At 47.7% G+C, this 21327-nt stretch carries 18 protein-coding genes and 1 riboswitch; of the genes, 1 reads left to right on the top strand and 17 read right to left on the bottom strand.

The window, feature by feature from the left end; translation table 11 throughout:
* Window positions 1-159: 159 nt before the first annotated feature.
* The 10 genes from thiE to metG all read right to left on the bottom strand — a co-directional run bounded on the left by thiE (window position 160) and on the right by metG (window position 12448).
* A complete protein-coding gene (gene thiE / locus WKT10_RS05275; RefSeq protein WP_340275942.1) occupies window positions 160-816 on the bottom strand; it encodes a thiamine phosphate synthase in 657 nt (218 codons plus the stop codon).
* A gap of 27 nt (window positions 817-843) precedes the next feature.
* Window positions 844-2151 (bottom strand): phosphomethylpyrimidine synthase ThiC, encoded by a 1308-nt coding sequence (thiC, locus tag WKT10_RS05280; RefSeq protein ID WP_066543211.1) that lies wholly within the window; start codon window positions 2149-2151, stop codon window positions 844-846.
* Between the two features lie 181 nt (window positions 2152-2332).
* Window positions 2333-2442, bottom strand: a riboswitch (TPP riboswitch).
* A 61-nt stretch (window positions 2443-2503) separates the two neighbouring features.
* Window positions 2504-3202 (bottom strand): ATP-binding protein, encoded by a 699-nt coding sequence (locus tag WKT10_RS05285; protein ID WP_066543519.1) that lies wholly within the window; start codon window positions 3200-3202, stop codon window positions 2504-2506.
* Window positions 3203-3395: 193 nt separating this feature from the next.
* The gene (locus WKT10_RS05290; RefSeq protein ID WP_066543521.1) at window positions 3396-3794 is read right to left on the bottom strand and encodes a zinc ribbon domain-containing protein; all 399 of its coding nucleotides are present in this window, start codon (window positions 3792-3794) and stop codon (window positions 3396-3398) included.
* A 322-nt stretch (window positions 3795-4116) separates the two neighbouring features.
* Window positions 4117-5841 carry a dihydroxy-acid dehydratase gene (gene ilvD, locus WKT10_RS05295; RefSeq protein ID WP_340275946.1) on the bottom strand — a complete coding sequence of 575 codons (1725 nt, stop codon included), beginning with the start codon at window positions 5839-5841 and terminating at the stop codon, window positions 4117-4119.
* Between the two features lie 240 nt (window positions 5842-6081).
* Entirely contained in the window at window positions 6082-6801 is a 720-nt protein-coding gene (locus WKT10_RS05300) for a FadR/GntR family transcriptional regulator (RefSeq protein ID WP_337434433.1), read from the bottom strand.
* A 31-nt stretch (window positions 6802-6832) separates the two neighbouring features.
* A complete protein-coding gene (locus tag WKT10_RS05305) occupies window positions 6833-8593 on the bottom strand; it encodes an oleate hydratase (RefSeq protein ID WP_340276029.1) in 1761 nt (586 codons plus the stop codon).
* A 68-nt stretch (window positions 8594-8661) separates the two neighbouring features.
* A complete protein-coding gene (gene rsmA / locus WKT10_RS05310; RefSeq protein ID WP_066543218.1) occupies window positions 8662-9537 on the bottom strand; it encodes a 16S rRNA (adenine(1518)-N(6)/adenine(1519)-N(6))-dimethyltransferase RsmA in 876 nt (291 codons plus the stop codon).
* A gap of 4 nt (window positions 9538-9541) precedes the next feature.
* Window positions 9542-10315 carry a TatD family hydrolase gene (locus WKT10_RS05315; protein ID WP_066543219.1) on the bottom strand — a complete coding sequence of 258 codons (774 nt, stop codon included), beginning with the start codon at window positions 10313-10315 and terminating at the stop codon, window positions 9542-9544.
* Between the two features lie 141 nt (window positions 10316-10456).
* Window positions 10457-12448 carry a methionine--tRNA ligase gene (gene metG / locus WKT10_RS05320; RefSeq protein ID WP_296034898.1) on the bottom strand — a complete coding sequence of 664 codons (1992 nt, stop codon included), beginning with the start codon at window positions 12446-12448 and terminating at the stop codon, window positions 10457-10459.
* A gap of 283 nt (window positions 12449-12731) precedes the next feature.
* Here metG and WKT10_RS05325 point away from each other — a divergent pair, with 283 nt between their 5' ends.
* Window positions 12732-14579, top strand: coding sequence for a DUF885 domain-containing protein (locus WKT10_RS05325; RefSeq protein ID WP_340275949.1), 1848 nt, complete (start codon window positions 12732-12734; stop codon window positions 14577-14579).
* Window positions 14580-14655: 76 nt separating this feature from the next.
* On the opposite strand, the gene WKT10_RS05330 is transcribed toward WKT10_RS05325, so the two are convergent.
* From WKT10_RS05330 to WKT10_RS05360, 7 genes are all read right to left on the bottom strand, one after another.
* Window positions 14656-15495, bottom strand: a complete 840-nt coding sequence (locus WKT10_RS05330) for an MBL fold metallo-hydrolase (protein WP_096807378.1) — start codon at window positions 15493-15495, stop codon at window positions 14656-14658.
* Entirely contained in the window at window positions 15470-16933 is a 1464-nt protein-coding gene (locus WKT10_RS05335; RefSeq protein ID WP_066543226.1) for an MFS transporter, read from the bottom strand. The genes WKT10_RS05330 and WKT10_RS05335 overlap by 26 nt, the downstream gene beginning before the upstream one ends.
* A complete protein-coding gene (locus WKT10_RS05340; RefSeq protein ID WP_340275952.1) occupies window positions 16896-18008 on the bottom strand; it encodes a substrate-binding domain-containing protein in 1113 nt (370 codons plus the stop codon). The genes WKT10_RS05335 and WKT10_RS05340 overlap by 38 nt, the downstream gene beginning before the upstream one ends.
* A 94-nt stretch (window positions 18009-18102) precedes the next feature.
* A complete protein-coding gene (locus WKT10_RS05345; protein ID WP_337434429.1) occupies window positions 18103-18249 on the bottom strand; it encodes a hypothetical protein in 147 nt (48 codons plus the stop codon).
* 147 nt (window positions 18250-18396) lie between these two features.
* Entirely contained in the window at window positions 18397-19695 is a 1299-nt protein-coding gene (locus WKT10_RS05350; RefSeq protein ID WP_340275955.1) for a TRAP transporter large permease, read from the bottom strand.
* Window positions 19685-20206, bottom strand: coding sequence for a TRAP transporter small permease (locus WKT10_RS05355; RefSeq protein ID WP_340275957.1), 522 nt, complete (start codon window positions 20204-20206; stop codon window positions 19685-19687). Before WKT10_RS05355 ends, WKT10_RS05350 begins: the two co-directional genes overlap by 11 nt.
* 26 nt (window positions 20207-20232) lie before the next feature.
* A complete protein-coding gene (locus WKT10_RS05360; protein WP_340275959.1) occupies window positions 20233-21303 on the bottom strand; it encodes a TRAP transporter substrate-binding protein in 1071 nt (356 codons plus the stop codon).
* Window positions 21304-21327 lie beyond the last annotated feature (24 nt).

The following is a 21327-nucleotide window of genomic DNA, read 5'->3' on the forward strand; positions in this document are numbered from 1 at the left end:
GTGCACCTGTTATATAGAGGGGAATGAGGTGGTATAGGTTCATTTTTATTTTCAGGTAAAAAATACTTAAAAGCCATATCCAGTCACTTTATGATCAAGATATAAAGAAAGCACCCACTCCAAAGTGGATGCTCCAAAGCAACGGTTATATATTCATTCTTACGAGCAATGCCTCCCCCACTCCCCAACCATCTCTCTCATCTGTCTGACCGTTCCTTCAATATCCTCTGCCCCAAAGATCCCGGACACTACAGCCGCTCCGGCTGCCCCGCTGCCTTTAAGCTTTCCAATATTTTCCAGGCAGATCCCCCCGATTGCCACAACCGGGATGGAAACGGATCTGCAGATCTCTCCCAACCGCTCCATAGTCATAGGAAGGGCGTCGGCTTTGGTGGAGGTGCCGAATACGGCTCCACTTCCCAAATAATCTGCTCCCTGCTCCTGAGCTTTCAGGGCCTGCTCCACTGTTTTCGCTGTAACGCCCAGAATCTTATCCGGCCCAAGGAGCGCTCTGGCCTGTGCGGCATCCATGTCATTCTGGCCCACATGGACGCCGTCAGCACCGCACAGAAGAGCCAGCTTTATATTATCATCAATGATCAGAGGGACCTTGTACCGCTCCGTGAGAGCCCGCAGGCTTCGAGCCTCCTCCAGATAATCCTGCACCGTATCATTCGTCAGGCCCTTTTCCCTCATCTGCACCATGGTAGCTCCGCCCTTTAACGCAGCCTCTACCTGCTCGCACAAGCTCATTTTCCCGGTCCAGGCTCGGTCTGTCACTGCGTAAACCATAAGCTGCCTTCTGTCAAATTTCATATCTGATTTCCCTCATTCTCTCTTAAATCACTCATCAAAAATGCTTACAATTTCTCCGTCTAAAATCCGGTTCATATTTTTCACTGCACAGAAATTGCCGCACATGGAACAGGTATCCTCTTTTTCCGGCTTTGCAGATGCCCGGTAATTTCTGGCCTTTTCCGGATCAATGGAAAGCTCAAAGGTCTTTTCCCAGTCCAGCTTCTTTCTGGCAAGACTCATCTGGCGATCCCAGTCCGCAGCGCCTTTGATTCCCTTTGCAATATCCGCCGCATGGGCTGCGATTCTGGAAGCGATGATTCCCTCCTTTACATCATTCAGATCCGGAAGCCGCAGGTGCTCCGCCGGCGTCACATAGCACAAAAAGGAAGCTCCGCTTGAGGCTGCAATCGCCCCGCCGATGGCCGCAGTAATATGGTCATATCCGGGAGCCACATCCGTTACCAGAGGACCCAGCACATAGAAGGGAGCGCCCTTGCAGATGGTCTGCTGGATCTTCATATTGGCCTCAATCTGGTTTAAGGGCATATGGCCCGGCCCCTCAACGATTACCTGTACATCCTTTTCCCAGGCCCGGCGGGTCAGTTCTCCAAGCGTTACCAGTTCTTCAATCTGTGAAATGTCTGTGGCATCGTCAATGCATCCCGGGCGGCAGGCATCTCCCAGGCTGATGGTTACATCATGCTCCCGACAGATTTCCAGAATCCGGTCATAATGCTCATAAAACGGATTTTCCTTTCCCGTCATCTCCATCCAGGCAAAAATAATGGAACCGCCCCTGGATACAATATTCATCAGGCGCTTATTTTCCTTAAAGCGCTGTGCGGTCCTGCGGTTGATTCCTACATGGATGGTCATAAAATCCACTCCGTCCTCAGCGTGCATTTCCACAATCTTCAGCCATTCCTCTGTGGTAATATCCTTTAATGGCTTATGATAATAAACCACTGCGTCATAAATCGGCACTGTTCCTATGATCGCCGGGCACTCTGCTGTAAGCTTTCTCCTGAACTTCTGCGTATCGCCCCAGGAGCTTAAATCCATAATAGATTCAGCGCCCATTCCAACTGCATAGTTTACCTTTTCAAGCTCCATATCCAGATCCTTGCAGTCTCTGGAGGTTCCCAAGTTCACATTGATCTTAGTCCTTAGCATAGAACCGATTCCATTAGGATCCAGACAGCGATGATTCTTATTGGCAGGAATTGCCGCCTTTCCCTCTGCTACCAGAGCCATGAGCTCATTTACCTCAAAATGCTCCTTCTCTGCCACCTTTCTCAGTTCCTCTGTCACAATGCCCTTTCTGGCGGCATCCATCTGTGTGGTGTATTCCATCTTTCTTCCTCCTTGTATTCTGTGCCTGAAGCACGTTTTCGCTTCCCAAAGAGGCTGCCGGACGGGTCTGTATGCCAAAATCTAAAAAACCTGCTTCCCGCAATTTCTCCGGATCCCTGCAATACAAAAGGCCCGCCCCATAAGGAACGGACCGTGTATACACTCCCATGAACCAATGTTCACATCCAGCCGAAATATTTCCCTACGTTGGCATTACCCAAATCAGGTACGATAGGTCGAAGTTCGATTACTCCCTCTCAGCCTGCTCCACAAGCTCCCTGTTGTATCTCAGCATATCACTGGAAGACGGGATATGTCAAGCGATTTCCATTTCTTTTAAAACTCCCCCTGCTTATTCCAATATTCTCCCATCTGTGGAAATGGTTACTACCCGCCAGGGAATAAATCTGCCGCTTATCTGCAAAGCCTTTTTTACAGCCTGCTCAATTCCTCCGCAGCAAGGCACCTCCATACGGACAACCGTCACGCTTTTAATGTTATTATTTGCCAAAATCTCCGTCAGCTTTTCACTGTAATCCCCCGCATCCAGCTTGGGACAGCCGATCAGCGTAACATGGTTTCGGATAAACTCATTATGAAAATTTCCATAAGCATAAGCCGTACAGTCCGCTGCCACCAGAAGGTTCGCATTCTCAAAATAAGGAGCATTCACCGGAGCCAGCTTAATCTGTACCGGCCACTGTGACAGCTGGCTGTGAACCGAAACAACTGGCTCACTGCATGCATTACGTTCCCTCTGAATACTCTTTGACTGCATTCCCGGACAGCCACAGGGAAGCGGCTCAAAGGATGTCTTTTTCTTAGCCGCCAAAACAGCCGCCTCATCATATGCCGGAGCCTCTCTCTCCTCAAACCCAATGGCATCTGCCGGACACGCAGGCAGGCAGTCTCCCAGTCCGTCACAGTAATCCTCACGGGTCAGCTTCGCCTTGCCGTCTATCATCTCTATCGCACCTTCATGGCAGGCAGCCGCACAGGCTCCGCAGCCATTACACTTCTCTTCGTCAATCTTAATAATCTTTCTAATCATAATCCGCTCTCCTTTTTTAATTCTTCCATATGCCCTCACAGCAAACCTCCCTGTCTGCTAATGATACCGCCATTGTAATACATCTCTAAGAATAATTCCGTTGTTTCTGCAACAAAACACAAGTTTTCTTCCCACAGCACCAAAAAATGCAGAACCCCTGTCACATCCACAGGCATTCTGCATCCTACATTTCTCAGATCCGTCCTCCGCAGACCGGACAGTAATTATAATCCTCATCTGTTTCAAACCCGCATCTCATACACTTTTTATGAGGCTTTTTAGAGCCCTCCTGCCAGGTTTTGGCGTACCGTCCCGCCTGCACCAGACGCAGGTCTGCCTCTGCAATATCAGGGTTTTCCCCTCTCAAAACAGCCTTGCCCACAACCGGATCCAGTTCATAAACCGCCTCACAGCAGTCCATCTTCACATAATAACGCCGGTTCCATTTAAACAGCGGAATAAAGAAAAAGCTAAAATACATATACGTCATGATCACCTGATACCGCCCATGGCTCCCACAGCTCCCGCAAAGCCGCACAAGCCCCTCACTCAATATCTTCTGTCCCTGGCTCACGCCTCCAATAAATATCACCAATTCCACCTCCCACATCTCTGTGTCAACTCTACCATCATACCCCCATCCCTCACTCCCGTCAATCCCCATACATTTCTATCCCCAAAATCTCACTCCCGCCATCCCTTCCGCCGTCTCCCATTCAGGCTATCAGGGCGACTTTGGAGGCCATAAGAAAATATTAGAGGATACAATTTTTCGTTAAAAGCCATATCAAACCTGTCTGAGCGCAGCGAGTTTTTGATATGGCTTTTGCATTTAGAAAAATTGCATCCTCTTAGATTTTCTTATGGCCGGAAACCGGAGCCCTGAGAGCCTGAACGGGAGGCCCACACGACTCTTAAACCATATACCCCCCCTTCATAGGAGACACCGCGTGTTCGGAATAAATCTTTAACACGCCCTTTGTATACTTCGGAGCCTTGGGCTTCCATGCCGCACGGCGTTCTGCCAGAACCTTATCTACCTCTTCCTTCGTCATCTCCTGACCGTGGATTCCCACGATTTCCAGAACACGCTCTGGAATATCAATGCGGATCAGATCCCCTTCCTCTACCAGGGCAATGGGGCCTCCATCTGCGGCCTCAGGAGACACATGGCCGATAGCCGGTCCCTTGGAAGCGCCGGAGAAGCGTCCGTCTGTAATCAGAGCAATGGTCTTTCCAAGCTCCGGATCAGAAGAAATGGCCTCTGTGGTATAGAACATCTCAGGCATACCGGAGCCCTTTGGTCCCTCATAGCGGATAAATACCGCATCACCCGGCCGGATCTTGTGGGACAGCACTGCTGCAATGGCATCTTCCTCACAGTCGAATGGTCTTGCCTTTAATACAGCCTTAAACATTTCCTTCGGTACCGCAGAATGCTTTACAACAGAGCCCTCCGGAGCCAGGTTTCCTCTTAAAATTGCCACCGTTCCGTCGGTGCCGATGGGCTCGTCAAAGGTACGGATCACATCGGTGCGCTTTAAGTCCCATTTCTTTAAATAGCTCTCGCACTTGTCATAGAAACCGTTTTTCTTTAAGTCCTCCAGATTTTCGCCCAGAGTCTTTCCTGTAACGGTCATCACATCCAGGTGGAGCATGGACTTGATCTCCTCCATCACTGCAGGAACGCCGCCTGCATAGTAGAAGAACTGTGCCGGCCACTTGCCTGCGGGGCGAATATCCAGAAGGTAATGAGCCCCCCGATGCATCCGGTCAAAGGTATCTGCATCAATCTCGATACCCAGCTCATGGGCCATGGCCGGAATATGGAGCAGGGAATTGGTGGAGCCGGAGATGGCAGCATGTACCATAATGGCATTTTCAAAGGCCTTTTCTGTTACAATGTCGCTGACCTTGATTCCCTTCTTTACAAGCTCCATTACCTGTTTTCCTGCCTTGTAGGCCATTTCCTTTAAGTCCTCGCAGGTAGCGGGCATCAGGGCAGAACCTGGGAGCATCAGACCCAGAGCCTCAGCCATGATCTGCATGGTGGAAGCGGTTCCCATAAAGGAGCAGGCTCCGCAGGAAGGGCAGGCGTGGTGCTTATAATAGGTAAGCTTTTCATCTGTAATCTCTCCTCTCTGGCACATGGCAGAATACATACCGATCTGCTCCAGTGTTAAGAGATCAGGGCCTGCATCCATCACGCCTCCGGTGATCACGATAGAAGGCATATCCAATCTTGCCAGTCCCATCAGGCATGCAGGTACGGACTTGTCGCAGCTGGCAATAAATACGCCGCCGTCAAAGCCGGTGGAATTTCCATGGATCTCGATCATATTTGCGATCATATCGCGGTGAGCCAGAGAATAGTTGATGCCGTCATGTCCCTGGGCAATGCCGTCACAGATATCCGTTGTATAATATCTGGCGCCTCTTGCTCCTGCGTCGGTGATTCCTCTCATGGCTTCCTCTACAAACTGATCCAGATGGGCGCTTCCCGGATGGCTGTCCCCGAAGGTGCTCTCTACCAGGATCTGGGGCTTATCCAGATCCTCCACCGTCCATCCCATACCAATCTTTAAGGGATCATTTTCCGGCGCAAGTGCTCTTACTCTCTGACTGTTCAATTCCTTCATGTTGGTTCCTCCTTCTTTCTATAACAATTTCGTTTCATAATCATCAGATGTTTTCTCTTTTAATCATATCATTTCATAAATATAATTACAAGTCATCAGACTACTATTCTACTTTTTGCCAAAAACTCGGATGTTTTTTTAGGTATGATACACAAAAAGCCCAGATATTTCGCTTTATCCAGGCTCCTGTCAAACATATAATGTAATTTTTACGGTAAAATCATCTGATATCTTACCCTGTTACTCCTTGTGATTTTTTTCTTTTTCCTCCCGGATCAGCTTCAGGATCATATTCCGGTTGTAGGTCATATGCATCATCATGGCGGTTTTTGCTCCAATGGGATCCCGATCGGAAATGGCGTCCACAATGGCTCTGTGCGTCATAACGGTTTCCTTTGTAAGCCGTTGGTGGGTCACATTTACAAACATCATTACTGCCGTATCAATAATGGGGATCAGCTGCTCCACTACCTTATTACCGGAGCACCGGGCCACGCTGGTATGAAAGGCAATATCATCCTGAATGTACATATCTCCTGAAGCGATCCGTTCCTCTACCCGTTCGCAGCAGCAGCGCAGCTCCAAAATTGCTTCCTCTGTAGCATTTAATGCCGCCATTTCTGCAATACCAGGCTCCAGGATCAGCCGCACATTGACCAGATCCAGCGCCAGCGCCATCTTATCCTCTGCTCCGCTTAAACCCAGAGGATCCAGATCGGAAGGCGTTGTATTTACCACATAAGTGCCGGATCCCCGGCGCACCTCTAAAATCCCCTGGGAAACCAAAAGCTTTACCGCTTCCCGGATGGTGCTGCGCCCCACGTCAAATTTTTCTCCCAGCTCAAACTCATTTGGAAGTTTGGAACCCGGTTCAAGAGGCGTCTCCAAAATATAGTGATAAATCTGCTCCTGAACCTGCTCTGCCAGAAGCTTACTTTTAATATTGGAAAATCCTCCCATTTTCATCTCCTTTGTTCCCTGATATCCGCAGTTACCGAAACGCCTTAAGCACTGTCTTAAGCAGCACTCTGGGATGCTTCCAGTACGGTGTCACAGGAATCACCTTCCGGCGCACATCCATCAGGCTGTATACAGCCATTCTGGCGGCCCGTACCGAATATTCCTCTGTAAACGCCGTATCCTCCGGTATTTCCACAAACTGTCCGATCATGGCAAAATTTCCGGAACCTGCCGGAATGACTTTCGGGCGGTCTGTATATTTCCTTGGAGCAAGAGCCGCGTCTGCATAAGGCATCCGGCAGGGGATCACATTGATCACCGTATCCATCAGCTCCTCCATACGCTTTTCATTTACATGAAGATGGCTTAAATATTCCTTCAGTATCTCCCGTCCCGTGCAGTCCTTCATGGGCTTTTTCACGTAATCCCCCTCTGCCTCCGGATACAATCCATAGCCCCAGAATACAGTCACATCTTCAGGCTGACCTGCAAAATAAGGCTGAGCCGCCACGGTACTGCTTATAAGCCATCCGGAATCCTTAAAGGTCATAAGCGCCCCGCTTCCGGGAGCATTTCCTGAAAATTCCTCAACCGCCTTTAAAAGCGCATCTCCCCTGGCTGTCACAGTAAAGCTCATCCAGCTGTTTTTCTCCGGACAGGCAAAAAACGGCTCCGGTGCTCCCATTCCCGGCTTCACACAGGCAATCCTTGACCATAGCTCGCTGCTCATGGACTTTTTTGACGGAGCAGGAGCCGGAGTGTCCATATCTCCCAAAGAAAAGCTGTCCGTCATACAGCCCGTTGTCATAATGCAGAAATCTCCCGGTTTCAGTTCTGCTTTCTCAAAAGCAAAGGACTCCCTTGACTCATCCTCATCCTGAAGCCTGCGTTTTAAGTACAGCGTTTTAACCGTAATACCTGAACCGGAAGCAAACTCCATATCTGTCACCTGACAGTCCTCTATAAACTCCACACCTCTGGAACGCAGATAAACTTCCAGAGGACGGATCAGGCTGTCATAGGGATTGAGAGGCAGGCCGATCATGCCCTCCCTGGTGTCAATACGGCCAAACTCCAGCAGCATCCTCTTCACACGGCGTCTGAATTCAGACAGGCTACTCCCCTTTTTAAAAGCAAAAGCAGTCTGCCACATATACCAGAAGCTTGTCTCAAATATATGAGGCGTTTCCTTAAACCAGTCCTCTATGGTCAGGCTGTCCAGCTTCTTTTCATCTGTCAGCAGAAGCCGGAAAAGAGCCATCCTGTCCCCCTGATCAAAGCCCATGGATTTTACATTTAAAAACGTTCCCTCCCGGTCTGCCAGACGTCCATGGGTACGTCCGGAATGAGAATGGGCAAACTCCTGAATTTCCTCTGCAACGCTGCGCCCTGTTTTTTTTAAGGATGGAATGGTATCAAACAGCTCCCAGAAATTCTCATATGTCTTTTCATTGAGCATATGGCCGCCGCGGCATACATAACCCTTTTCCGGTGTTCCCGCTCCGTCATTTCCTCCCCCCAGGATATGGGTTCCCTCATAGATGGTAATGTGGGAGCCGGGGAAATTACAGTCCCGGATCAGATAAGCGGCTGCAGCCATGGACGCCAGGCCGCCGCCGATCAGGTACGCCCTGCGGCTGCCGTAGTCGCGGTTTCGCACCAGTGCGGCATCAATTGCTGCCTGCCGCTCCTCTTCCTTTCTGTGCCTTACCTTTTTCAGTTCTCTTAACGTAACGAGCGCCGCTGTACCTGCAGCTGCCGCCCCAAGGATGCGGGCCGTCCGTCTGTTCATAGCCATATCGATCCCTTCCTTTCTTTTACCTGCTCATCCGATCACAGAACTCCCCATTTTACCCTGTTTTATTTTCCTTTCAGGTCTGAAAATGCATTTGCCAGGGCTGCAAACTGTTCCAGCGTCAGAGCCTCTCCCCGCACTGCTGCAGGAAGCCCCAGTCCTTCGATCACTGCCGCGATCTCCTCCTTGGAAAATGACAGCTCCGGAGAGTTGTTTAATCCGTTCTGCAGTGTCTTTCTTCTTTGATTAAAAGACGCACGGATCAGACGGAACATAAGCGCCGTATCCTTTACATGAACCGGCGGTTCCTGATAGCGGGTCAGACGAATTACTGCAGAACCCACATTTGGCCGGGGGATAAAGCAATTTGGAGGCACATTTGCCACGATATAGGGGCTGGCGTAGTACTGCACCGCCAGGGACAGAGCGCCGTAATCCTTGGAGCCCGGCCCTACCTGCATCCGGTCTGCTACTTCCTTCTGGACCATTACCGTGATATTTTCGATCGGAACATTACTTTCAAAAAGTCCCATGATAATTGGCGTAGTAATATAGTAGGGAAGATTTGCCACTACCTTTATTGGCCTTCCCTGATTATACTCCTTTACCAGCTGATTCATGTCTACCTTAAGGATATCCTCATTGATCACAGTCACATTGGAATAGTCCTTTAAGGTCTCTGCCAGGATCGGAAGCAGGTTGGTATCAATTTCCACCGCTACCACCCGGCCCGCATGCTCTGCCAGATACTGGGTCATGGTTCCGATTCCGGGTCCGATTTCCAGAACGCAGTCGTCCTGTGTAATACCAGCGGCATTTACGATCTTATCCAGTACATGGCTGTCGATCAGGAAGTTCTGTCCGAACCGCTTCTGAAATGCAAACTGGTATTTCTGAATGGTTTCTATGGTCTTTTGCGGGTTTACTAATTTATTATCCATTAATTCAATTCTCCTTCAGCCGGTATAACCGTTCTGCATTTTCCCAGGTGATCCGTTCCACAGTTTCCCGGTCGGTTCCCTTGATCTGTGCCAGACGCTCCGCTACAATTCCCAGATTCAGGGAAGAGTTGCGCGTTCCACGAAATGGCACCGGAGCCAGATAGGGGCAGTCCGTTTCCAGTACAATGGAGCTTAAAGGCGCATATTCTGCCACCTCCACCAGCTTTTTAGCATTTTTAAAGGTGAGGACGCCGCCGATTCCCAGATAAAAGCCCATATTCAGGTATTCTCTGGCCATTTCCTTTGTGTAGGAAAAGCAGTGGATCACGCCTCCAAGCTCCTCTGCATGTTCGGCCTTCATAATATCCAGAGTGTCTTTTGCCGCATCCCGGCTGTGGATGATCACAGGAAGCTTCAGCTCCTTTGCCAGATCAAGCTGGGCTGCAAACCATTTCTTCTGAATCTCATGCTCCGGTTCCTCCCAGTAGTAATCCAGACCGATTTCTCCTACTGCCCGGATCTTCTCTGAAGCGCACCAGGCCTTCATCCGGTCCATTCCGCAGGCATCCAGCTCTGCTGTTTCGCTGGGATGGACTCCTATGGCTCCATAGATAAAGGGATACTGCTCCGTGAGAGCCAGAGTCGTTTCGCAGCTTTTTAAGCTGGCAGCCACATTGGTCACTGCCTGTATGCCCTGAGATGCCAGACTGCCTAAAAGTGCCTCTCTGTCATCATCGAATGCCTCATCATCATAATGGGCGTGTGTATCAAAAATCATCTTGCCGTCTCCTCTGTTCAGTTAAAAACTGCCGCAGAACACAAACCTCCTGACGGCGGCCTGCATCCTGCGGCAGCAGGGACTTAATCCGGTTCTGATCTCACAGACCTCATGTTATCCCAAATTTTATATAAGTCATTATCAGCAGATCTCAGCTCCTGCCGGCATCTTCTTCTCCGGCGTCATCAGCGCCAGATTTCCCTCTGCATCCTCTGCACAGAGAATCATACCCTCAGAAAGCATTCCCGCAAGCTTGGCAGGCTTTAAGTTTGTCACTACCATGACCTTCTTTCCTACCATTTCCTCTGGTGTGTAATGAGCCTTGATTCCGCTGATGATCTGGCGGGTCTTCGTTCCGATCTTAACCTGAGAGCATAACAGCTTCTTGGACTTGGGAACAGCCTCGCACTTAATGATCTCGCCTACCTGGAACTGAAGCTTTGCAAAGTCATCATAGGTGATTTCTGCCTTTGGCTCCAGGTCAATCCCGTCCTCTTCCTCTGCGTTCTCTGCATCAGCGCCGCTTTCCTTTGCAGCCTCTGCCGCCTGAGCTGCCTGCAGAGCCTCTGCCTTCTCAAGTACCTCTTTTACATCCATACGGGCAAACAGGATCTCCGGCTTGTCTGTTACCTGGTTTCCGGACGGATACAGGCCAAAGGTCTGCAGCTCATCCAGACTGCGCTTTGCAGTATTTAACTGAGCCAGGATCTTTGCAGAGGTCTCAGGCATAAAGGACTCCAGTAAGGATGCTCCGATGGTAATAGCCTCTGTGAGGTTGTAAAGAACAGTGGAAAGTCTGTCCTTCTTCTCCTCATCCTTTGCCAGTACCCAGGGAGCAGTCTCATCAATATATTTATTGCTTCTTCTGAAAATATTGAAGATTTCTGTAATCGCATCCGCCACTCTCAGCTGATCCATCTTGGCGTCAGCCTTCTTAACAGCCTCAAGCACAACGGCCTTTAAGTCCTCATCCTCAGGAGCAGTCACGCTCTTATCAGCCACAACGCCGCCAAAGTACTTATTGGTCATGGAAATGGTACGGTTTACCAGATTTCCAAGGATATTTGCAAGGTCAGAGTTCATGCGCTCCACCATCAGCTCCCAGGAGATCACGCCGTCATTTTCAAATGGCATCTCATGAAGCACAAAGTAGCGCACAGCGTCTACGCCGAAGAAATCCACCAGAGTATCTGCATAAAGCACATTTCCCTTGGACTTGCTCATCTTGCCGTCGCCCTGGAGAAGCCACGGATGGCCGAACACCTGCTTTGGCAGGGGCAGATCCAGAGCCATCAGGAAAATAGGCCAGTAAATGGTATGGAAACGGATAATGTCCTTACCGATCAGATGAAGGTCTGCAGGCCAGTATTTCTTAAACTGATCTGTATGATTTCCGTCACAATCATAACCGATTCCCGTAATATAGTTGGTAAGAGCGTCCAGCCATACATAGGTAACGTGCTTTGGGTCAAAGTCTACCGGGATACCCCATGAAAATGTGGTTCTGGATACGCACAGATCCTGTAAGCCCGGAAGCAGGAAGTTGTTCATCATCTCATTTTTGCGGGATACCGGCTGGATAAACTCCGGATGCTCGTTGATATATTCAATGAGCCTTGGAGCATATTTGCTCATACGGAAGAAATAAGCCTCCTCCTTGGCAGGCTGCACCTCACGGCCGCAGTCGGGACATTTTCCATCCACCAGCTGGGACGGGGTCCAGAAGGACTCGCAGGGAGTACAGTAAAGGCCCTCATAAGCGCCCTTGTAGATATCGCCCTGATCATAAAGCTTTTTAAAAATCTTCTGAACCTGAGCCTCGTGATCCTTATCTGTGGTGCGGATAAACTTGTCATAGGAGGTATTCATCAGATCCCAGATCCGGCGGATCTCTCCTGCGGAGCGGTCTACAAACTCCTGAGGCGTAACGCCTGCAGCCTCTGCCTTCTCCTCGATCTTCTGTCCATGCTCGTCCGTACCGGTCTGGAAGAATACATCATAGCCCTTTGCTCTTTTATATCTTGCGATACTGTCAGCCAGCACGATCTCATAGGTATTGCCGATATGGGGCTTACCGGAGGCATATGCAATGGCTGTTGTAATATAATATGGTTTTTTACAGTCCTGACACATTTTATTTTCCTCTTTTTTCTGGATTCGGGTCATTCAAAGCGCAGGGCGCTCCTGCCCGTTTTAATGGTTTAAGTATAAGCGTTTCCCACATTTTCGTCAAGACAGCGCCCCTCATAAGTTGTTTTTTCCGCTCGTATAATATATACTACAATTCAGGATGGCGAGAACTCAGGTACAAAGTCGGGCGTCAAGCCCGCTTGTAAGCCCGCCTTTGTACCTGAGTTCACATCGGATGAATATCCCGCAAAAACATACCTTATCAAATTTCGGAGGAATATAACACATGACCCTATCAACCCATACAAAAAAACATTTATGGCTGCAGACTCTTTTAGCCCTGCTCCTGTCCATTTCCCTGCTGACCGGCTGCGCCGCTCCCGCTGCGCCCGCCCCGTCTGAAGCTTCCTCTCAGGCGGAAGCCGCTGCCTCAGCCTATGAACAGTATGACGAGGACACCTTAAAAGTCCAAAGTGACTTCGACGCCTTTACGGACCAGCTCTTCTGCTCTGAAGTCGCCCAGTCCCCGATTACGCTTCACTACACTCTGGCAGATCCATCCTCATACGGCATCACCGACTATCCCAGAGATCTGGGGACTGTTTCTGTTGAGGACATAAAAAAAGACCTGACCGACGTCAGGGAGCTGTACAGCCGCCTGACTGCGCTGGACAGCCGGAAGCTGCGCGAGGACCAGCTTCTTACCTATACCATTCTTTCATCATACTTAAATACCTGCCTGTCTCTGGAGGGACTGGAACTCTATGACCAGCCGCTCTCTGCTACTCTGGGCATACAATCCCAGCTTCCCATTCTCTTATCTGAATACCAGTTTTATACCCGTCAGGATGTAGAAGACTACCTGTCTCTTTTATCGTCCATAAAAACCTACTACGACAGCATCATTGCCTTTGAACAGCAGAAATCCGAGGCCGGACTGGGACTGTGCGACGCAGTCATCGACCGGATCATTCCATCCTGCAGCGCCTATCTGATCGACGCAGATCACAGCTTTATGGCAGAAACCTTTGCTTCCCGTTTAAATAGGATCGACGGCCTTACAGAGCAGGAAAAAAATGACTATATCTCCCGAAATAAAGCTGCTCTGAACGAGCACTTCGTGCCTGCCTACGAAAGCCTGATCGAGGGCTTAAAAACCCTGAAGGGAAAGGGAACCAATGGCGGCGGCCTGTGTCATTTTCCCGAAGGAAAGAGGTACTATGAATACCTGGTAAACGCACAGACCGGCACGTCCTATAAGGATATCCCTTCCCTGAAAAAGGCAGTGATGGATCAAATGGCGGATGATCTCACCGCAGTCGATGAGCTGCTCACAGCAGATCCCTCTCTGAGTGAAAAAATCCTTTCCTACCGCTTTTCTCCCGAAAAGCCCGAAGAGATCCTGGAAGCCTTAAAAACTCAGTGCCAGCAGGATTTTCCCGAATTAACCGGCTATTCCTACACCATTAAGTCTGTTCCCAAGCCTCTGGAAAGTATTTTAAGTCCGGCCTTTTATCTCACTGTGCCCTTAGACCGTCCTCAGGACAATTCCATTTACATCAACAACGGTTCCACCGGAAGCTCCAGCCTCTACACCACTATTGCCCATGAGGGCCATCCGGGCCATATGTATCAGAACCAGTATTTTAACCAGAATCAGCACTGTAATTTAAGAAGTATCCTTGATTTTAAGGGCTATTCCGAGGGCTGGGCTACCTATGTGGAGCACTATGCCTATACTCTGGAAAATAACGGTCTGGAGGAAGGCGTAGGAGAACTGCTGCATCACAATGCGGCCTTTACACTGGCGCTGTATGCCCTTCTGGATATCAGCATCCACTATGACGGCTGGGACATGGAGCAGGTGAAAAATTATCTGGATCTCTACTTTAATATCGCTGATCCTGAGGTGGTTTCCTCTATTTATTATGAAATAATGGAAAATCCTGCTAACTATCTGGCCTACTATACCGGTTATCTGGAAATCCGTAATATGGAGCAGGAAGCAAAGCTGGCTCTGGGCGCCAATTTCTCTCAGCTGGAATTTAACCGCTTTCTTCTGGATATGGGGCCGGCGCCTTTTGGGGTGATACGGACGTATTTTGTGAAGTGGCTGATTCCGGGGAAGGGATGAAACCGGAAACGTACAGAAAAAAAACAGCCAAAAGGGAGCGATTCCTTAAACCGCTCCCTTTTGCGTTTACCCCCTCTTATTCATCACACTGATACCACAGTTCTGCCTGTCCCAAACGTGCAACATCTCCCTTTCTGAATCCTATCTCTTCATATTTTCCCACAATGCTTCCATCCAGAAGTCCTCCCGTCAGTTCCAGATAATCTTTTACTATTGCCTTATCTAAAAGGATTCCGTCATGTCCGATTGCAAGTCTGTCAAATTTTTCCTGCTGTTCCCAGATTTTCTTCAGGCTTTCATGATAAATCCGAATCAGACGTTTGTCATTATCAGGCTGACGCATTAAAATAATGCTATGGTTCACCGTATCACCGCTGAATAACACGCGGCTTTGACTGTCCAGATAGCATACGCTTCCTTCTGAATGTCCCGGCGTATGTAATGCTGTTAATGTTCTCTCCCCCAGCTCAAAAATATCCCCATCCTTAACAGCCGTATATTCCCCTGTATATTCCGGTTCCTGCTCAGGTATCAGAGCGGTTATCGCTTCCACGTTGCCTTCACCCGGATAACGGACCGGCACCCGGGTCTTTACATAAAACCGGCGCATCTCATTCGTAGCAGGCATTTCCTGAAACAGTTTTTCATCCTCTTTCATCATATATACCGGGCTTTGGGGAAGGGTATAGATCCCTCCGCTGTGATCTGCATGACCATGGGTCAGAAAAATTTCAACCGGCTTCTGCGTCAGCTCTTTTACTGTCTCTCCCAGATTTCCAATCCCGCAGCCGGTATCAATTAAAGCGGCCTTTTCTTTTCCTTCTGCCAAGAAGGCATTCACCAGCCTGAACTCACTCAGACACCAGGTATTGGGCGCAATCTCAGTTATTTCATGCTTCATTTTCTGCATTTTCATTTAAAATTCTCTCCTCTGTCTCCTCGCTTTTTCTGCGAAGTTCCTCGCTGATTTCTCTCATTCGTGCATCGCTTACATTGTAAATAAATTTAAAGCAGACAAATGAAAGAAGAGCGCCAATCATAGGCCACGCGCCTCCCAGCATTTTGATTTTTTCTGGTACGCCTGCCAGCTGTCCCATGGAACCCAGAGTCGGATCATATCCAACTGCCTCCAAAAGAAGAGCAATGATCGATGTACTGGCACTTGCAGCAAAAAATACAATAAATGTAATCGTTGCGTAGACCGTTCCATCATTTCTCTGTCCGGTCAGATACGCCTGATAATCTACTGCGTCTGCGATCAGAGACCATAATAAAAGATTCAGGCAGGTAATAAATGCAGATGCCATAAGCTGACAGAAAATCCATTCTTTCGGCCCAAGAGGAAGAAGCATATTGGCTCCATGCATAAGTGCCGATCCCAGAAGCGGCCATGTAACAAGCGCCTTTTTTCCAAAGCGTTTTACAAGAGGCTTCAAAAATACCATTCCCAAAAGCATTGGCCCCATTGTAGTAAGAGATGCCATAGCAAGACTGGATGTGTCCTGAAAATATGTCATAAATACATACTGGTTTAAAGTAGATACCGGCTGTATAAATAATTTAACGATCACATATGATGCAACTACCGCAATCATAACCCGATTATGCAGAAAGGATTTTGCTACCTGAAGATAGTTAATCTTCTCACCATTTTCATTAACCTTAACTTCTTCCACCAGAACGCGTTCATGAATCAGGGTATGTGCCAAAAACAGACATACTGTGCAGAACACTCCTAAAATAACAGACAGCAGAATAAATCTTCCGGCAATTGGATCATTATTCTGGTCAAACAGCAGGAGAGGCGCAATGGTTGTCGTTCCCATGCTGGCTGCAAAACTTCCTATGCTTCGGAAATTGGAAAGCTCCGTTCTCTCAATCTGATTCGTAGTAATAATATTGGACATTGCTCCATAAGGAACATTGATAAAGGTACCTATAATACCCCAGAAAAAATAGATGATCAATACCCATGCTATTTTTGCTGCATACGGCATAGCGTGAACATTCATAAATAGTATCAGCGTAAATATGGCATACGGAACTGCAAACCACAGCAGATACGGCTTCATTTTTCCATTTTTAGCAGGTGCACGGCGATCCACCGTTCTCCCGATAAATGTGTCATTTAACGCATCCAACGCCTTACATATAAACACAATACCTGCAAAATGAACTGCATTCATACCTAAAATATTAACGCAGAACAACATCAGATAACTGTTTACAATAACCTGCAGGCTGTTAAAGCCAAGGTCGCCGCACAGGTATCCTATCTTATCTCTCAGTCCAAATGCCGGAGCATTTTTCACATTTTCAATATATGCTATATTCCGTTTCTTCGCTGCTTCCATACTTTTCTTTCCTTCTTCTGTAGTAGACATAACTGTTGGACTGAATAATAATACGCGGAAGAACACTATACCTTACAGGAAGCTTTTCATTCTTAACGATATTATTAAACAGCAGTTTCAGAGCCTGATATCCTACACTGAAGGGTTTTTTATCAATCACAGCGTCCAGCGCGCCTGTCTGCAATGCCTGACAGCTTTCCTCAAACAGTTCGCTTCCAATCACCGTTCCTGCATTTCTTCGTATCTTCGGATCAATTCTGAGAAATGCCGCTGTATGACGGGCACATGTAAAGTATATGCCTGACGGGTACTCTCCTTCTGACAGCTCCCGGGCGATTCGTTCTGACTGCTCTTCATTCAGTTTCAGTGCAGTTATACTGCACCTCAGTTCCGGACGTCTGCGTTTTAATTCTTCTGCAAATACAGCTGCATTCTTATCTGCAAACGGAAGATCCTGACTGAATATCTTTACGTTTCCCTCCCCAACTGTCATCTTGTCCATAAGCTCTGCGGCCATTTTACCTGCAAGCTCTTCATCCGGACCTACCAGACAGGAGTATTGCGTATCATCCCGGCATTTCTGCAGAATGACAACAGGAATCCGTTTTCCCATAATACGGTTCAAAATAGCGGTATACCGCCTGTCATCTCCCAAGTCTTCTTTATAAACGATTACTCCGTCATAGCGAAATGGCCGTTCCTGATAAATATTATTCAGACAGGATAAGAATACCATACTCTCCAAATCATGGGCCGGATAATAATATTCCTGAAAAATAATATTATATGGTTCAATCTCTTCTCTTTCCTGAAAATATCCATTCAGAATCTCCTGAACATACAGATGGCTGTCTGCATCGCTTTTTGGAAAAATCACCGCAATATGAATTGGTTTTTTCCGAAGGGAAGACGCTACATAATTAATCTCGTATCCCTGCTGTTTTGCAATTTCCATAATGCGTGTCCGCAGCTGTTCGCCGCAGCCTTCCTTGCCATTCAGCACCCGGTGTACAGTTGTGATAGAAACGCCTGCTGTTTCTGCAATTTGCTTCAGTGTGGTTGTTGATCTGCTCATTTTTTCAGTTCCTTTGCTGGCCAGCGAAAACTGTTAAGTAAACGTTAACGTAAATGTTTTCGTTATCGTTTACTTTTGGGTTACAATTTCTATGTTACCTGTTATATATGGGAATGTAAACGTATTTTTCCACAATAATTTTACATCGTTTTTGTGCATTATATACAATTTTTGCCGTATTTTCCCCTTCTTTATCCTGTTTTTTCAATCTTTCGGAAACATTCTTTCCCTCATCGCACATCCTTCTCCTATTTCTGTCCGGACGATCCGCTTCGTTCCCATTTTTCCCTTTCTTTTTTTTTCGAAAAATTTACTCAAAAAACGGCCCCCATCCAACACATCACACCACATCGGACAGGGAGCCGTTTTTATTTACCATATTCTTATTTTATCCCCCATAAAAAAGATTGGGAAGCAGCATGGTGAATCCCGGAACAAATGTAAGAAGCAACAGTACCAGAATCATGCACAGATAGAATGGAAGGGTTGCCTTGGCAATCTTTTCTATCGGCAGATGGGAAATTGCCGATGAAATAAACAGGCAGGTTCCAACCGGGGGAGTCAAAAGACCAATTCCGCAGTTTAATACCATAATAATGCCAAACTGAATAGGGGTAATTCCTATGCTGGTTGCTACCGGCAGCAGGATAGGCGTAGCGATCAGGATAATCGGGGCCATATCCATTACGCATCCCAGTACCAGCAGAATCGCATTGATCAGAAGGGCAATCACAATCGGGCTTTCTGAAAAACCGATAATCGCATTGGCTGCCAGATCCGGAACATGCAGATAGGTCAGGCAGTAACCGAAAATACTGGATGTGCCGCAGAGAATCAGTACGATTGATAAGGTATCAATACATTCGCCCAGAGCGTTCCATACATCCTTCCAGGTCATCTCTCTGTAGATGCACAGGCCTACGATCAGACTGTAGATAACTGCGATTGCTGCGGATTCTGTAGCGGTAAGTACTCCGAATACAACGCCTACCACTACAATCAATACAGACAACAGAGCCCAGATGGCTGATTTAAAGCATTTGATAAAGGTTTTCAGATGGAAGGGCTGGCCCTTGGGGTAATTTCTCTTAACTGAGATAATATAAGAACCGATCATCAGGGAAAGAGCCAGCATTACGCCCGGAATATATCCGGCCATAAACAGAGCGCCTACAGAAAGTCCGCCTGCAGCAGTTGCGTAAATTACCATGTTGTGGGAGGGCGGAATCAAAAGTCCCTCAACAGAGGATGTGATGGTAACAGCCGTAGAAAAATCAGCGTCATATCCCATATTTACCATCATGGGAATCTCAATATTTCCCAAAGAAGCCGTATCTGCAGAGGCTGATCCTGAAATACCTCCAAAAAACAGGGATGCCAGAATATTTACCATTGCTGCGCCTCCGCGCATCCAGCCCACCATAGAATCGGCAAGCAGAATCAGCCGTTCCGATATTCCGCCGCTTCCCATCAGCCCTCCCATGGTGATAAAGAAGGGCACTGCCATCAGTGAAAAGGAATTCAGACCTTTTACCATCTGCTGGCATACATTGGAAAGAGGAATTCCCAGATACAGCAGACAGAGACAGGAAGCTATTCCCACTGCAAATGCAATATTAACCCGAAGAAGGATTAAAATAAAAAACGTAGCTAAAAGAATAATTACTGCGATTGTATTACTGTCCACTTACGGCTTCCCCCTTTCCCAGAAATTTCCTTATATCCTTAACCAGCGTTTCCAACTGGAAAATACACATTGCCACGCCAGCAAAGGGCACCGGCGCATACAGCCAGAATCTGGAAAGCGACGGAAGGCTGACATAAACTGCTTTTCCCGCATTTACCGCATAAGGAAATCCCACAAATACCATCATCAGAGAAAATGCCAGCACCAGAAGATCATCGAAAATTTCTATCCCATCTACCAGCTTTTCCGGCATATAACGATCAAGAGATGTCATTCGAATGTGAGTTTTCTTTCGAACGGCCAGAGCTGCTCCTATAAATGCCATATAAATCATACAGGTCAGCGTCATCTCCTCGCTCCAGGCAGGATCCGGAATAAAGGGAATATACCTTCCCGCAACTGCCATTGAGGTAATTGCAATTTCCGCCACAAGAAACAGCTTACAGATTACTTTAATAATACTGTATAAATAATCCAGTATTCCTTTTTTTACCTTTTTCTCCTCAGTCATAATTCCCCTCCTTCAGCTTACAGACTTTATTCAGCTAAAGAAGTAATCTGCTTATACTCCTCTTCCATTCCCTTTGTATACTGAGAAATGATGTCAGCGCAGGCTTCCTTCCAGGGCGTATAATCTGTTACTTCTGTAAATTTAACACCTTTTTCCTTCAGGCGGGCAATACTCTCAGACTCTTCTTTTTCTGAAAGCTCTTTTGCGTACTGGCTGGTTTCCTTTCCGGCCTCCATAATGGCATCCTGCTGTTCCTTTGAAAGCTCTGCCCAGGATGCATCTGATACGACAACCTCTGAAGCTGACATGGTATGATGGGACAGGATTACATTGGGCGCAACCTCATTAAATGCATTTGATTCATAAAGAGGCACCGGCTGGTCTGCGCCGTCTACCACTCCGGACTGCAGGCTGGTATACAGTTCATTAAAGGATATTACTGTCGGATATGCCCCCAGAGCTTCTACTACGCCTGTAAGAATCGGATCACTGGATACACGGATTTTTCTTCCTTTTAAACCTTCAATTCCATTTACTTCCTCAGACATGAAGAAATCCCTGAAGCCCTCTTCCTGATAATACAGTCCGTGAATGCCAAGTCCCAGTTCTTCCGGTTCTGCAAGAATCTTCTGTGCCAGATCTGTTTCCGTAAATTTCCAGAACTGGTCTCTGTTTTCAAAGGTAAACGGTACGCTCAATAAGGAAGACAGCTTTGCTCCATAGCTGTTTAAGGCAAAACAGGAAATACGGCATAAATCCACCGTTCCGCTGTTGTTTGTCATTCCGTCAAGAACATCTACCTCAGCTCCCAGCACACCGCTGGCCTGAATATCAATCACAACGCTTCCGTTAGTTTTTTCCTCTACTTTGTCCTTAAAAAAAGTGGCAATTTCCCCATCCAGTGAATCAATGGAGTTTACCTCTGCATAAACAAGGGTAACGGCTCCGTCTGCCTTTGCAGACGTCTCCTTTGGTGCCTGCTCCGTTTCCCCGGAAGGAGCCTGGCTTGGTTTTTCCGGCGCTTTTAAGCCGCAGCCTCCCAGTGTACCAATCATTCCGGCAGCAGCTATAAGTGCAATCATTTTTTTGTACTTCATAAAATTTCCTCCCTCATATACAGT

Source organism: Enterocloster sp. HCN-30185 (genome assembly GCF_037890305.1).
Taxonomy (GTDB): Bacteria; Bacillota; Clostridia; order Lachnospirales; family Lachnospiraceae; genus Enterocloster.